Below are 14567 nucleotides of genomic sequence, written 5' to 3'. Positions count from 1 at the left end.
GTTTAATGAAATTAGGGTTATTGTAGGGCAATTGCAAGGCATAATTTTGGCAAAAACTTACAAGGATTGAGAATGAGTCAACAAATCACCATCCCCACGTTTTATTGTCCTTTTCCTTCGATCATCAGCCCCTTCGCCGATACCTTACAAGAAAGAACCCTTAACTGGGTGCAACAATTTCGCTTGATTTCCGGCGAAGAACCCTGGAAACGCCTGCAGCGTTCCAAATTCGGCTTATTGGCGGCAAGGGCTTACCCAAATGCACCACTCGATCGATTGGAAATCGTTGCCGCTTGGAATACCTGGTTGTTCATACTAGACGACCAATGCGACGAGTGGGGGCTGGGCAAGGAACCCAAGCAATTGGCCGTATTGCATGGTCGTTGTCTCGAGATATTAACTGGTGAAACGCCAGATGCCGAGGACCCGGCCTTGGTTCACGCCATTCATAATATTCGTGAACGTCTCCAGGCGTTGATGCCTTTAACCTGGCTGACTCGTTTCATGCAAAGTGCCGAGGAATATTTTGAATCGACGCAATGGGAAGCCGAAAACCGGAAAAACAATCGTTGGCCCGATGCCGAGACTTATACCCGCATGCGTCCTTATACCGGCGGTTTGCTGACCGATATCGATTTGATCGAGTTGACCGAATCCATCAGTCTTCCGATATCGGCGCGTAAGCATCCTACCATGGTTGAATTGATTGAGATTACCAACAATGTCGTATGTTGGTCCAATGATATTATTTCGCTGCAAAAAGAGCGCAAACACAAGGACATGCATAACCTGGCTCTGATTATCGATCACCATCAGTCTATCGGAATGCAAGAGGCCATTGATCGAGTGAGTGAACAGATCGAGCAACAGGTAAGGCGGTTCATGAGACTGGAACATTCGCTACCTCATTTTGATGATAAAGTCGATAACGATATAGCTAAATTCGTCGCCATCATGCGGGCCTGGATGCGCGGTAATTTGGATTGGTCCTTTGAATCCGGACGCTATCTCTCCCCGGACATGATGCAAACGTCGTCATCAGCACCGAATCAGACGGTTGTCGATTTGGCTTAATCGGATACTTTTGCTGTATAAATAACGAAATACTTTACAGCGTGAAGGTTTAGCTAATAAAATATCGATTCGATACTTTATCAATGGGGAGGAATTATGAGAACTCAGATTGTAAGTTGTTCGATACTGTTGGCTGGCGTTTTGAGCCTACCGGTTCATGCCGCCGATAAAACCGGTTATCTGCAATTAAAAGAGGTGGAAACGGAAGTCAAGGCGGAAAACGGTAAAAAAACCTTGGAACTGGAAGTCGAGACGCAAGGCAATATACCGATGGATGGAAAGTCCGGCGCGTTTGGTTATGCGGCGTTGACCGATGGCGGTAACAATCTGTTGGTTGCGGTGACGCATTTGCCGATCGACGACAGCTCTTATGAAAAGGTGCCGAGCGGTTTTCATACCCACGTGCTGGATTTGAAGGAACCCACGTCAGCATGTAAAGGCGCCAATTTCGAGGTGGATCTGGACAATTCCGGCAAAAACAAAGCATTCGATGCCGATTACAACTGGTCGGTGAAAAAGAATAAACTTAAGGTTGAAGACGTGCCGGTAAGCGAGTTGGGTGATGCCGGCGTCGAAGCAGTGGTTTCGTTCACGTTGAAGCCGGTCCTTGATGGCCAGCAAAAGCCGACTAATCTGTGTGTGCACGTGGTCGACCAGAAATAATATCCTACCAATCTTACCGCCTGGTTTTGCCCAGAACCGGGCGGTATCACATGCTAGCGCTGAATTTCAATCGGCTTACTGGCTAAAAATGGTCTTGCAAAGGTTTTTGGGCGTGGTAAAACCGTACTTCTGATCTCGTTGATTTTGTAGATGGTTGATCCCGTTGAACGAATACCTTGCCGACAAGGCCGTACTGATTTATCCGCAATTCGATAGCGGCGATACCTTTTGGAGTTATAGCCGCAGCCTGACTCTATATAGCAAGCGGAATCGCTTCGGCATGCCGCAACGATTGCTGCCGCCGTTAGCCCGAATATTTCATGATAGAGGCGGGCAAGTTTGTTGATATTTGATAAAATTCAGTTACTTAGATTGAATTTAACCAACAACTTGCCCATGACAAATTGTACTCCAGCTCAAATAGAATTTCCTCCCTTAAAACGCCGTAAAATAGACGCCCAATTCAGTGGTGGAGCGATCACCAGTGATGGCGGTGTGCTGTTGTTACGAGCGGTTGACCAGCAGTTAGGGTTAACCGAACGGATAGCGGCGCAGATTCCTGACGCCAGAGCCCCTGACCGCGTGCAACACTCTGTGATCAACCTGCTCCGTCAACGGGTTTATGGCTTGGCGTGTGGGTATGAGGATTTGAATGATCATGACACGCTCAGAAATGATATCGCCTTTCAGACGGCGGTGGAAAAGGATCAGACATTGGGCAGCCGATCCACCTTGTGCCGGTTTGAGCAGCAGGCGGATCGCGCCTTGATGTGGCGAGTTCATGAGGAGTTGCTGGCACAGTTTATCGCTTCGTATGAGACACCGCCGAAATCGTTGATCCTGGATTTCGACGCCACCGACGATCCGGTTCATGGCGAACAGGACGGACGTTTTTTTCATGGCTACTATCGGCACTATTGTTTCCTGCCGTTGTATGTCTTTTGCGGCCATCACTGCTTGGTCAGTTATCTACGTCCCAGCAATATTGATGGCGCCAAGCACAGCTGGGCGATTCTGGCTTTGCTGGTTCGGCGCTTGCGTCAGGCTTGGCCGGACGTTGACATCACGTTTCGCGGCGATGGCGGTTTTTGTCGCCATAAGATGCTGAGTTGGTGCGAGCGGCATCGCGTTCACTATATTGTCGGGTTGGCCAAAAATAAACGCTTAACGCGCTTAAGCCAACCCTGGATTGAACAAGCCCGGCAACAGTTCCAAAGCGAACAGCAGAAACAGCGTCTCTTTACCGATTTCCACTATAAAGCCGGCACCTGGAAACGCCGACGCCGTGTCATTCTTAAGGCCGAACACATGAGCCAAGGGAGTAATCCCCGCTATGTCGTAACCAATCTGGACGGCGATGCACAAACACTCTATGAAACCGTTTACTGTGCGCGAGGCGACATGGAAAACCGGATTAAAGAACAACAATTGGATCTGTTTGCCGACCGCACCAGTTGCAGCCTGTGGTGGCCGAATCAGTTTCGTTTGCTGTTATCGACACTGGCCTATACGTTGATCCATGCGATTCGCCGAATCGCCCTCAAAAATACCGAACTAGCGACAGCCACTTGCGCCACCATTCGCCTGAAATTGTTTAAAATCGGTGCCGTCATCATTCGTAACACCCGTCGTATTCGACTGCTGTTCAGCAGTCAGTATCCGTTTCAATCCTTGTTTAAATCCGTTTGTCAGCGCCTGTGCCCTGATTAGTACAAACAAAGTGCTGTGCCCGGCACGCTGATAAACAATGGGGTAAGGGGAAGTTGCGCCTGAAAAACGGAAATCAATGCTTAATTCCCTTTTTGACCGCTCAATTTCTCCTTACGATCGCATGTTTTAAAACAAACGAGGGTTTCGATAGGGTTTCAAGGGACTGATGAAATATCCGGGTTAGGCTTGCTCGGTTTATACAATCATTTAAAGCCTTATTATCGTAAAATCGAGCTGGTCGACCTCAATGTCGATCCGCGGCCTCTACCTCAATTGATAACCGATGCCGGGCACGTCTACATGGGCGGCATGTCGGCGCAACAGCAGAGTTATTATCGTAATGCCGTTTCGATCAAACAATGCGGCAAAACCCTGATCGTCGGCGGTACCGCCGTGACAGGCCAGTCGCCTTTAATGGACGTTGCCGACCATCTGATCGAAAACGAAGCGGAAATGGTGATCGATGATTTATTGCAGGGTCTCGCCACTGGTACGGCCAGGAAGTATTATCGCGGAACTCCGGCGCCGGCAGACAAGTTTTTTCAGCCCGATTATTCCGCCATCGATCTGAGCAATTATGCCCACATGGCATTGCAGATCAGCCGTGGCTGCCCGGAATCCTGCGAATTTTGCGATATTCCGGCGCGATTCGGCAAAAACTACCGCGTCACTCCCTGGCGGCAAACCCGGGCGGCTTTCCGCCAATTGAGCGAATTGGGCTGGCGGGGGCCGGTTTTCATCGTCGACGACAATTTCATCGGCAACCCGAAGTCGGCGTTGGAAGCGTTAAAAAAACTTTACCATATCGGCGAGGAGCTGGGTATCCATCATCCTAAATATACCGAGATGACGCTGCGATTTGCCGACGAATCGGAGACCATGCACCAAGTCAGGGCGTGGTTTCGGCGCTGCAATTTCAGTCAGAGTTTCTACGGTGTGGAAACACCGAATAAAGCGGCGCTCAGAGAAACCGACAAACGCCAAAACCTGCGGGGCGAAAGAAATCTGACTGAAAAATTAACCTATATCAGCGAACAAACCGGCTCCGGTGTCATGATGGGGATGATTTTCGGGTTCGACCACGATAGCGACGAGACGGTCGAGCGCTTTATCGACTTCGTCAACAGCAGCCATGCCCCCATCGTTATGGCCGGTTTGCTGAACGCTTTACCGCAAACGGCCTTGATGCGGCGCCTCGTCGACGAAGGGCGATTTATCCAGAACAGCAGCGGCAATAATTCGGATGGCGTGATCAATTTCATTCCGTGGCGAATGTCCGTGCGTCTGGCGGAACGCAATTACCTAAAAATATTGGAGGGCATTTATTGCCCCAAAGCGTATTTCCGTCGAGTCATGCGTCATTTGGGTATGGTCGATCCGGGCTTGAAAGGCGATTTCCGCGGCAAGGGCGAGCAACTGTTGGCGGTGGGCAAGATCCTGACTCGAAATCACGCGCCGATTTACTGGCGTTATCTGCCGCAGGCCGTGGCCATCGCCGGTCGGCGTTTTTCGCCGGGTAGCGCGGATTTTCAAGGCGTGTTGGCCGAATTTTTTGCCCTTTGCGCGCAATATACGCATTTCATCGGCCAGACTCGCGCCTTGCAGCGGGAAATCGCGCAGAGGCAATATCAAGATTGGCAACTTTTTTCCTGGCAACAATTTTTGCAGGCCGATATCACATCGGTGGAATTGCTGCAAGCTCATCCCATGACACCAGTCCTGGATACCATCAGAGTCAGGCTTCAGCCGATCGATTTTTCCTACCAGGCCAGCCGCTTGCAGATCATGCGTGTTTTTTGCCAGCCGTTTCTCGAACGAGGGTTTGCCGAGTTTCAGGGAGCGACATTATCGTCGGAACAATGTCTGACACTGCAAATCCAAGCCTTCTCCGAAGCTTTTCGGCAACGCTCGGCTTTGTCTGCGCAGATCGCCTGGCCTGTCTGGGAACGCTACCTTAAGGAATTTCTCGTCCAGGATCCGGAATTCCCCGGTCGCGTGCGTCAGGCTTGGCGCAAATACCGGGCTATTCGGCAATTGGCCGATGCGGGTTGAGGAAACGGTAGGATGAGACATTATTACATCGGTTTGTCGGTGACTTATCATGACCCGGCTCTGGCGATCATCGATCAGAATGGCGCGGTGTTGTTTGCCGAAGCGACCGAGCGTTATCTACAGCATAAACGGGCAATGAATTGCGAGGCCGATACGCTGTTACGCTTGCCCGAGTTGTTGCAACGCTATTGCCGGTTTCCTTGTCAATTCACGCTGGCCATCAATTGGCGAAAAAAACGCCCCTGGTATGAAAATGTCGTCGCGGCGTTGGGATGCCTCGATGCGCCGGGGTTGTTGAAAGAAGGGTTCAAACGCGTCCGTTCGCCTTTGCCGAATTACCAACTGCACCACATGATCGCCTGCCAGCGCAACAAAATCCGAAGCGCCGGCTTGAATACGGTTCGTGTGCTGCGCGAATGCTATCCGCAGGCGCCGATCCATTTTGCCGATTTTCCCCATCATCTCACACATGCGGCGACGGCCTGTTTCGGCAGCCCCTTTACCGAGGCAGCTTGCGCCGTGATCGATTCATTCGGCGAACGCGGTTCGATGGCATTTTACCGCTTCGTCGACGGCCGCTTGCAACTGATCCACGAAAACTGCGGCACCGGCAGTCTCGGCTTCTACTATATGAAGGTTACCGAACTCTGCGGATTCGACTGGCTCAAGGGCGAAGAATGGAAAGTCATGGGATTGGCGCCTTACGGACGTTTGAACCCGGAATTGTATGACATATTGCAGAACATGATGACGGTCGACGGATTGCGCTGCCGCCATCCGGCTCCGGCAATATTCAAGCAAGCGGATCGTCTGCAAGGTTTTCGGCGACAGCAAAACCAATCGATTGAGATGGCTGCGGACATCGCCTATACCGGCCAGTATTTTTTTGCCGAACTGTCGGCAAAACTATTGCAGAACCTGCAGGAACGGACCGGGGCAAAGCAATTGGCTTTTGCCGGCGGCTGCGCCTTGAATTCGGCCTTCAATGGCCAGATCAGCGAAAGAACCGGTTTCGAACGGGTTTATATTCCGTCGGCTCCGGCCGATGACGGCACGGCGCTGGGCGCCGCCTGGCTGGCCTTGCGCCGGGATAGGCCAAACCAACCGTTGCCGTCCGGCTGTTTGTCCCCCTATCTAGGCTCCGACATTTCCGACTCGGCGGTGGAACAGCTTCGGAAGTATCACGGGGGATTAAAGATTAGTCATTTGCCGGGGCGGATTTGCGAAACGACCGCGCAATTGTTGGCGGACGGAGCTTTGGTCGCCTGGGTACAGGGTAGGGCGGAATTCGGCCCGCGGGCGTTGGGCAATCGCTCGATCCTGGCCGATCCGCGACACGCTGCAACCAAAGACCGGATCAATGCCGAGATCAAGTTTCGGGAACGATTCCGGCCTTTCGCGCCATCCATTTTGGCCGAATACGCCGAGAAATATTTCGAAAATCACCAGTCTTCTCCCTACATGGACAAAACGTTGCGGATCAAGGCGGAGCGGCGCGATCGGCTGGCGGCGGTTTGTCATGTCGACGGAACCGGACGCTTGCAAACGGTTACTAGGGAGTTTAATCCGCGTTTTTACCACTTGATCGAACAATTTCACCGGATCAGTGGCGTCCCGGCGTTGCTGAATACCAGCTTCAATGTCATGGGTAAACCGATGGTGCACACGCTGGAAGATGCGCTTGCGGTGTTTTTAACCAGCGGTCTCGACCATTTGGTGATCAACGATTATCTGATTAGCAAGCTCCGACATGAGTAAGATGCCCTCTGCCGCCACATCGCTGTCTGCGAAGGAATGTCCCGATTCCGGGAAAATTGCTGTTACGGGCAGGGAGGTGTTTTACCGTCTGTTGCATTTTCATGAATATCATGACAATTGCAGCCTGGCTCAGGCCTATTTACGACATTATCTTGATGAAGCCGAGCGTTATTTTCTGCCGCAATTCAAACCGTATTGCCCGACGGCGATTGCGTCATTGCATGTTACGAAGTCTTCCGATTGCGTGTTGACCGGCACGGATAAATTCAAGGAAGCCCTGAGACTGTCGGCTCCGTTGATTCTGACCGAACCTTGCTGGCTGCAGGATATTTATATCGCCGCCAGTAACCAGGAAGCGTTATGCGCCGCGTTGTTTCGGGTCTATTTGGCCTTTCACGAAGCCGATTATGCCGGCTCCTACCGGAACCTGCTGGCGCGCTTTGGCATTGCTTCGCCTCCCATTTATGCAAAAAGTTACTGCGGAAAGGACGGTTTATTGGACGGCGTGTTCGACTTTGCCGCGGTACAACTGGCTTTGGCCTACATGCCTCGGTCTATGTCGGCGGAAATTCTGGGATTTACCTTGGCATTTTGTCGCTCTCACACCTTATGCGAACATTATTTTCCCGGAAAGGTACAAAATATCGATTTTTTTTCTCAACGTCGGGAGCTGTTGGCACGGCAAACGGATCTGATCGAAAAATCGATCGAGCAATATCTGCAAGATAACTCGGTGCAAAGAGAGCGGCGCTGGAAACGGATTCAATCCGGTTTTTGGTTGTACCAATACCTATTCAGTAAAACGACCGCGCAGCTTCACGATAAATTAACCCAGCACATGTCTCCGGCACAGGCGATGCTGAAGCTGCTTCAGCGCAAGGCAGCGGCGGCAACAGGGCATCATGGCCGAATCGTTTTGGCGGGGCGCAGTCTGGACGACTGGTTTGACCGGTTGTCGACAAACGGTGAGGCATTTTTGACGGCGTTACGCCAATCTCCCTATGTCGATATCGACAGTCCGGAAAAGAGTAGACTGTTGCGTCTGTTTAGCTTTGAAGGGCCGATGTTCGGCATTTTACAACCGGACGAAGTGGCTATTGTCCGAAACTGGCTATGCAGTGGTGCGCAAAGCCAGCCGAAAATCGGCTTGGCTACGCCAACAAGCGGGAGTTTCTGTTTTCAGGTGAATAAGAGTCCGGTTCCGGAAAGCCGTTTTGAGCGACTTTCCAACCGCCAGTTGTTTTATTATTTGATCAACTCAGAGCGTTATCCCGAAGTATTGCCTCAGGCCGAAACCAAACTCAAACTCAAACGGCAACTTGCCGTGTGCAAAATACTCGCCGATTCGCCCATTAAGATTTATACCCATGAGGCGTTCGAGCATTATTTACAGACCCTTTATCGGCGTGAAATGGCCGCGTATCAACCGTTAACCGGAAAACCGAAAATTTCAAGGCAAGCTTATGTCTGGGGGCTGGAGCAATTTGCGCCGACGGTGTTAATCGATGGCGCCTGGTTGCAACACTGCCAGTGGCTGAAATATCGCTATCCCGAGATAAGCGCTATTTTGTTTCGTATTTATGCCGATGAGTTGGGCAACGGCAAAATGGAACAAAGCCATCCGGTCGTTTTTCGTAAACTCATGCAACAGTTGGGACTGGATATGCCGCCGATACATAGCAAAGACTTCAGCGAACGGCAGCGCTTTGTCGACGGTGCCTTCGATTTACCGGTTTTTATGCTGAGCCTGGCCAATTACCCGCAACGCTATTTGCCGGAGTTGTTGGGCTTGAACTTGGCCATAGAATTGAGCGGACTGGGCAATGTTTATATGCATATGGTCGATGAACTGGATTATTGGCAAATCGACTCGACTATCGCGCGCCTGCATATCACGATCGACAATTTTGCCGACGGCCACGCGGCCCAAGCGAAACGGGCCATACAATGCTACTTGGACGAGGTGCTTGCCGCTCAGGGAGAGCGAGCGATGCAGCAACATTGGCGTAGAATCCACATCGGCTACTGTTCGCTGAAAATGGTATGCTGGCGTTTCAAATTGGCGGTGCCGATGGTGTATATGCGAAATAAATTATTTTTTCGCCTAACCGCCCATTCAGATAACAACAATAAATAGAAAGTCTGAAACCATGAAATATTTGTTCAGTTTCGTTTTTCCTCTTTGTGTGCTGCTGTTTCTTTATCACGGCCCGCACGGTATTGCAAACGCCTTATTATGGACGATGCCGTTGTGGTTGCTTTGCCTGGCCGATTTATTTAGTCCTAAATTGCGGTCGGGCCATGATCACGCCATGCGGCACCATGGCCTTTTCGACTTAATGCTGGTGCTGTTGGCGCTGATCCAATTCGTCAACATCGTGCTGCTGCTGTTTTATGCGGAGCGGTTGCAATGGTACTCGTTGGATGATGCGGTCGTTAGTATCGTCAACCTGATCGTTCTACGCATTCTGGTCGGGACTAGTTCCGGCAGCTCGGCCATCATCGTCGCCCATGAATTGATCCATCGCCGGCAACAAGCGATGCGCCTGTTGGGGCATCTGTTGCTTTACACGGTGTGTTACGATCATTTCGTCATCGCCCATTTACATGGCCACCATCAACAAGTGGCAACGCCGGATGACATTGTTACCGCCAGACGGGGAGAAAGTTTCGACAGCTATTGGAAGCGAGTGGTCCGGGAAAACTTTTGCTATGCCTGGCGTTATGAAACAAAACGGCTGGGTCTGCTCGATGGCGGTAAATCACGCTGGCTATGGTTCCGGCATCGGGTCTTGCAGGGCGTTCTGATCGAAATTTTATTCGTGGCCGCAATTGTTTATATATTCGGTTGGGTGGCGGCCTTCATCTTTCTTTATCAGGCTCTGGCCGCGGTTCGCTTGTTGGAGACCATCAATTATTTTCAGCATTGGGGTCTGAATCAGCGACAGGGCAAACAAGAACTGGCTTGGGTCAACCGTTCCTGGTTGACGCAATATGCACTGGTCGGGTTGTCCAAACATATCGGTCACCATCGTCATGCGCAAAAAACCTTTCCCGAAATACCCTATCTGGAACAAGGGCCGGAAATGCCTTGCGGTTATTTTGCCACGAATCTATGGGTAAAATGGCATAACAGCTCCTATCGGAGAGTATCGGAACGGCTCATCAAGGATTACAATAATACGTGAACCGAAGATGTGCCGATTTAAAAGGGGCGCACCAAAAAGAGTCACTTCAATCATCAAATCGGGGAACAAATGCTGTCAAAACAGCTGGCTCGGTAATTGCATTAGCATATTAATATGTCTCTAAACTATTTAACCAAGAAGGGATTTAGCCATGAGCGATGATAAAACAGCAGTCTTATCCTTGAACGGCGATAACAAACTGTGTGAAATGCCGGTAGTGTCAGGAACTATCGGGCCCGATGCGGTTGATATCAGAACATTGCATAAACAAACCGGCATGTTTACCTATGATCCGGGGTTTACCTCGACCGCCAGTTGCAGTTCTAAAATCACCTTCATTGACGGCGAGCAAGGAATTTTGCTGTATCGGGGCTATCCGATCGAACAATTGGCGGAAAAATGCGATTTCCTGGAAGTCTGTTATCTGTTGTTGAACGGCGAATTACCGCATCCCCGGGAAATGAAAGAATTCGTCAGCCTGATCACCAACCATACATTGGTGCATCAACAACTGACCAGTTTCTTCAACGGTTTCCGTCGTGACGCCCATCCTATGGCGATTTTGGTCGGCGTCATTGGCGCCATGTCCGCCTTTTATCACGAATCGATGGACGTGGAGTGCGAGGAGTTTCGAAAATTGTCGGCGATACGCTTGATCGCGAAGATGCCGACGATCGTGGCGATGTGTCATAAATACAGTACCGGGCTCCCATACATGTTTCCGAAAAATACCGTCGGTTACAGCGAAAACTTTTTGCGCATGCTGCACGGGACGCCATGCGAGGAGTATGTTTCGAATCCGGTTTTGACCCGGGCTTTGGACCGCATTTTGATCCTGCATGCCGATCATGAACAGAATGCCTCTACCTCGACGGTGCGCTTGGCCGGTTCCAGCGGCGCCAATCCCTACGCCTGCGTCGCGGCCGGCATCGCTTGCCTCTGGGGCGCCGCGCATGGCGGCGCCAACGAAGCGGTATTGGTGATGCTGGAGGAGATAGACAATGTGTCGCGCATCAATCAATATATCAAAAGAGCGAAAGACAAGGAGGATTCCTTTAAACTGATGGGCTTCGGCCACAGAGTTTATAAAAATTTCGACCCCAGGGCGATTTTGATGCGGCAAACCTGCCATGAAGTGCTGGATGCCTTGGGCTTACACGACGATAAATTGTTCAAGCTGGCGATGCAGTTGGAAAAGATAGCCCTGGAAGATGAATATTTCATCAAGAAAAAATTGTATCCGAATGTCGATTTCTATTCCGGTATCGTATTGCGCGCCTTGGGCATTCCCACCGAAATGTTCACGGCCATCTTCGCCATGGCCCGCTCCGTCGGTTGGATCGCGCAATGGGACGAAATGATTACCGACAGCGAACAAAAAATAGGTCGTCCCAGACAAATCTATAAGGGTGCGCCGAAACGCGATGTCGTACCGATTGCCAACAGATGAGTTCATGAAAGCGAAAAACAGACAAGTTGTACTCGATACCGAAACCACGGGCCTGAACCCCAAGGAAGGGCACCGGATTATCGAAATCGGTTGCGTGGAATTGATTAACCGACGGCCGACGAATAACCGGTTTCACGTCTATATCAATCCCGATCGTATCATCGATGACGGGGCGATAGAAGTTCATGGTATTACCAATGAGTTTCTGCAAGACAAACCGCGTTTTGCCGATATTGTCGAGGATTATATCGAATTCACCCGCGGCGCCGAACTGGTCATCCACAATGCCCCCTTCGACGTCGGTTTCCTGAATCACGAACTTTCCCTTCTGGATGGGGAAGAGCGGCGGGTCGAGACAATCAGCGGAGTGTTCGATACCTTGGAGTACGCGCGTAAAAAGCATCCCGGAGCCCGTAACACCCTGGACGCCTTGTGTAAACGCTATGGCATCGATAACAGCCACCGGGAACTGCACGGGGCTTTGCTCGACGCCGAGATTCTGGCCGATGTCTATTTATTGATGACCGGCGGCCAGGCGTCGTTATTGGAGGAAGAGGAAATCGGCGGACCCCAAAGCGCTCAACAAATTGTTCGTTTATCTGCCGATAGACCAAAATTGAAAGTGATTCAATGCAGCGAGGAGGAATTGCAAGCTCATGAAAATCACTTACAACTGCTGGAAAAGATCAGCGGCAACTGTTTATGGAAACAATAAACCTTTGCTAATGTGTAGCGACACAGACCCGATCTGGCAATTTTTAATTAGATCACAATCACATCGTACCATTTTTTGAGTAACTGGTTTCGGCCACTTTGCGACATTCAAAGATTTCAATGTATGACTGCAATAAAACCGAAACCAGTCGCATAACGCCAAAATCACCGGCCCGCGTTAGCGGGTCAAGCGAATTTTATGGTCATGCCATTTTTTGTACGTGCTTATAATCTTGTATTGACTCAATTTCTTTTTTTTCAATACTTTGCGCTTTATACAGCTCCCACCTCATTTGCAGATTTAGCCAAAAATCAGGCGAGACTCCAAAAAACTTCCCTAGCCGCAAAGCTGTACTTGGGGTAACCCCTCGTTTTTGATTAACTAACTCATTGATGCGTTGATAGGGAACATGAATCGCCTCTGCAAGTTCACGCTGCGTAATTTCCATAGGAACAAGAAATTCTTCACGGAGCATTTCTCCAGGATGAGTTGGTTCTCTATGGGTTGGGACTCTCATAATATTTGCCTCTAGTGATAATCAGTTATTTCTACATTTGCTGGGCCTAATTCTTCCCATGAAAAACAAATTCTATATTGTTCATTGATACGAATACTGTACGAACCAGCTCTGTTTCCCAAAAGACTTTCTAACCGGTTCCCAGGAGGAACTTTCAATTCTTCTAGGGATTGAACAGAGTCTAATTGATCTAATTTCCTTGCTGCAATTCGCCATAGAGTTTGTGGGCAAGCCTTTCGTGCCAATTTGGAATTGACCCCATTAAATATATCTTCTGTCGCCTTATCATTGAACGATACAATCATGGGATCATGATAGCACGGCTTCCATGATATTCAAGGTAGCTCCACAAATCACCGGCAAATTGGAGCAACGAGAAGCTTGTGGCATTTGCCACAAACGAACGTCGCGGAAATTTGTCCGCGTGAATTTGCATTGTTAGGTGAGGGCCGTAGGCTGGGTTGAACAACGAGAAACCCAGCATTACAATTATTCCCAATCCTGTTCGATTAAGTCCGGTGCGGCAGCCCAATCTTCACTGTAAATCCCTAATTTAACCCAACGATGAAAGGATGAAAAAGGCCATTCCTTCACTTTCGTTACAAGCCCATGTTTTACTGGATTGTAACGAATATATTCAAAATGCCGCTGAAAATCTCTATCATCGCGGATTTGGTGCTCCCAATAACGGCGTTGCCATAGGCCGCGTTCTTTGTTACGCAATCGACTGCCGGATACTCTTTCGCCTTTCTCGATAGACCTGGAAAAATGCGATTTGATCAAACGCCAGCGCATCGGATAATCGTCGTCGCCTTCTGGTAATCGCCAAATACAATGTAAATGTTCCGGTAATATTGCTATGGCTTCGATGACCAGAGGATGGCGTTGTTTCGTATAGCGAAATGCTTGGCGTAAATCGTCGACACGCCGAACCAGCAAGTCATTTTGTTTTCGTTGAGCAAGATTGACGGTAAAGAAATAAACGCCGCCTTTTGCATGGCTACGAATGTAAGTGCGCATAATTTATTCATTCATAAGCTGGGTTTCATTATCATTCAACCCAGCCTACTTCTGCAAACCTAACTTCGGCTTATTATCAATTTGCGGACATTAACAAAACTAAAGAGATCGTCGCTTATGGGTCGATAACCTGATGGCTCGCTTATTTGAAATGAATCCTTTCCAGCGGCCGCTTTAGAGAAATTTTACATAGCGGGATTGTGTTGAAACCGTAAGGTTCTATTCAAATGCTCCCGCCACTCCAATTTAGGATTTGCCTGCATCGATCACATCCTATAATTCGATTGCTTCACAAGGTACCACCACATATTCTGGAAACCACGTAAAAAACCTAGAGAGCCTCTATTCTTCAAACCAGTTCGCTAGTTCCAACCCTTGAAAGTCAAAAAAGTCACAAATATTACGCGTGACTAGGGTCAG

General features: G+C 49.7%; 13 protein-coding genes. 10 read left to right on the top strand and 3 right to left on the bottom strand.

The genetic code is table 11. The annotated features are described in order from the left end of the window. Window positions 1–72: 72 nt before the first annotated feature. The 10 genes from EP25_RS0103635 (at window position 73) to dnaQ (ending at window position 12610) form a co-directional block, all read left to right on the top strand. Complete coding sequence (locus EP25_RS0103635) at window positions 73–1074, top strand: terpene synthase family protein (RefSeq protein WP_200875012.1); 1002 nt, start codon at window positions 73–75, stop codon at window positions 1072–1074. Window positions 1075–1170: 96 nt separating this feature from the next. Further along, a complete protein-coding gene (locus EP25_RS0103630) occupies window positions 1171–1737 on the top strand; it encodes a hypothetical protein (protein WP_031432632.1) in 567 nt (188 codons plus the stop codon). Window positions 1738–1900: 163 nt separating this feature from the next. Next, a complete protein-coding gene (locus EP25_RS0103625; RefSeq protein WP_031432631.1) occupies window positions 1901–2083 on the top strand; it encodes a hypothetical protein in 183 nt (60 codons plus the stop codon). Window positions 2084–2133: 50 nt separating this feature from the next. After that, window positions 2134–3447 carry an IS1380 family transposase gene (locus EP25_RS0103620; protein WP_031432630.1) on the top strand — a complete coding sequence of 438 codons (1314 nt, stop codon included), beginning with the start codon at window positions 2134–2136 and terminating at the stop codon, window positions 3445–3447. 186 nt (window positions 3448–3633) lie between these two features. After that, window positions 3634–5499, top strand: a complete 1866-nt coding sequence (locus tag EP25_RS0103615) for a B12-binding domain-containing radical SAM protein (protein ID WP_031432629.1) — start codon at window positions 3634–3636, stop codon at window positions 5497–5499. Window positions 5500–5511: 12 nt separating this feature from the next. Beyond that, window positions 5512–7257, top strand: a complete 1746-nt coding sequence (locus EP25_RS0103610; protein ID WP_031432628.1) for a carbamoyltransferase family protein — start codon at window positions 5512–5514, stop codon at window positions 7255–7257. Further along, complete coding sequence (locus tag EP25_RS0103605) at window positions 7250–9394, top strand: iron-containing redox enzyme family protein (RefSeq protein ID WP_084190947.1); 2145 nt, start codon at window positions 7250–7252, stop codon at window positions 9392–9394. Before EP25_RS0103610 ends, EP25_RS0103605 begins: the two co-directional genes overlap by 8 nt. 13 nt (window positions 9395–9407) lie before the next feature. Beyond that, a complete protein-coding gene (locus EP25_RS0103600) occupies window positions 9408–10445 on the top strand; it encodes a fatty acid desaturase (protein WP_031432626.1) in 1038 nt (345 codons plus the stop codon). Between the two features lie 151 nt (window positions 10446–10596). After that, complete coding sequence (gltA, locus tag EP25_RS0103595) at window positions 10597–11895, top strand: citrate synthase (RefSeq protein ID WP_031432625.1); 1299 nt, start codon at window positions 10597–10599, stop codon at window positions 11893–11895. Between the two features lie 4 nt (window positions 11896–11899). Next, a complete protein-coding gene (gene dnaQ / locus EP25_RS0103590) occupies window positions 11900–12610 on the top strand; it encodes a DNA polymerase III subunit epsilon (RefSeq protein WP_031432624.1) in 711 nt (236 codons plus the stop codon). A 202-nt stretch (window positions 12611–12812) separates the two neighbouring features. Here dnaQ and EP25_RS0103585 read toward each other — a convergent pair whose 3' ends face one another. The 3 genes from EP25_RS0103585 to EP25_RS0103580 form a co-directional block, all read right to left on the bottom strand. Then, a complete protein-coding gene (locus EP25_RS0103585) occupies window positions 12813–13127 on the bottom strand; it encodes a HigA family addiction module antitoxin (protein WP_200875011.1) in 315 nt (104 codons plus the stop codon). A gap of 11 nt (window positions 13128–13138) precedes the next feature. Continuing rightward, window positions 13139–13432, bottom strand: a complete 294-nt coding sequence (locus tag EP25_RS22855) for a type II toxin-antitoxin system RelE/ParE family toxin (protein WP_084190946.1) — start codon at window positions 13430–13432, stop codon at window positions 13139–13141. Between the two features lie 184 nt (window positions 13433–13616). After that, on the bottom strand, window positions 13617–14147 hold the full coding sequence (locus EP25_RS0103580; protein ID WP_031432622.1) for an REP-associated tyrosine transposase: 531 nt from the start codon (window positions 14145–14147) through the stop codon (window positions 13617–13619). Between the last annotated feature and the right edge of the window lie 420 nt (window positions 14148–14567).

This window comes from Methylomarinum vadi (genome assembly GCF_000733935.1).
Classification (GTDB): domain Bacteria; phylum Pseudomonadota; class Gammaproteobacteria; order Methylococcales; family Methylomonadaceae; genus Methylomarinum; species Methylomarinum vadi.
This window is presented reverse-complemented; position numbering and strand designations above follow the sequence as displayed.

Bases quoted from the DNA above. Each gene is read 5' to 3' on its own strand.
- EP25_RS22855 (WP_084190946.1), bottom strand. From the start codon at position 13,432: ATGATTGTATCGTTCAATGATAAGGCGACAGAAGATATATTTAATGGG.
- gltA (WP_031432625.1), top strand. From the start codon at position 10,597: ATGAGCGATGATAAAACAGCAGTCTTATCCTTGAACGGCGATAACAAA.
- EP25_RS0103610 (WP_031432628.1), top strand. From the start codon at position 5,512: ATGAGACATTATTACATCGGTTTGTCGGTGACTTATCATGACCCGGCT.
- EP25_RS0103580 (WP_031432622.1), bottom strand. From the start codon at position 14,147: ATGCGCACTTACATTCGTAGCCATGCAAAAGGCGGCGTTTATTTCTTT.
- EP25_RS0103600 (WP_031432626.1), top strand. From the start codon at position 9,408: ATGAAATATTTGTTCAGTTTCGTTTTTCCTCTTTGTGTGCTGCTGTTT.
- EP25_RS0103585 (WP_200875011.1), bottom strand. From the start codon at position 13,127: ATGAGAGTCCCAACCCATAGAGAACCAACTCATCCTGGAGAAATGCTC.
- EP25_RS0103630 (WP_031432632.1), top strand. From the start codon at position 1,171: ATGAGAACTCAGATTGTAAGTTGTTCGATACTGTTGGCTGGCGTTTTG.
- EP25_RS0103620 (WP_031432630.1), top strand. From the start codon at position 2,134: ATGACAAATTGTACTCCAGCTCAAATAGAATTTCCTCCCTTAAAACGC.
- EP25_RS0103605 (WP_084190947.1), top strand. From the start codon at position 7,250: ATGAGTAAGATGCCCTCTGCCGCCACATCGCTGTCTGCGAAGGAATGT.
- dnaQ (WP_031432624.1), top strand. From the start codon at position 11,900: ATGAAAGCGAAAAACAGACAAGTTGTACTCGATACCGAAACCACGGGC.
- EP25_RS0103635 (WP_200875012.1), top strand. From the start codon at position 73: ATGAGTCAACAAATCACCATCCCCACGTTTTATTGTCCTTTTCCTTCG.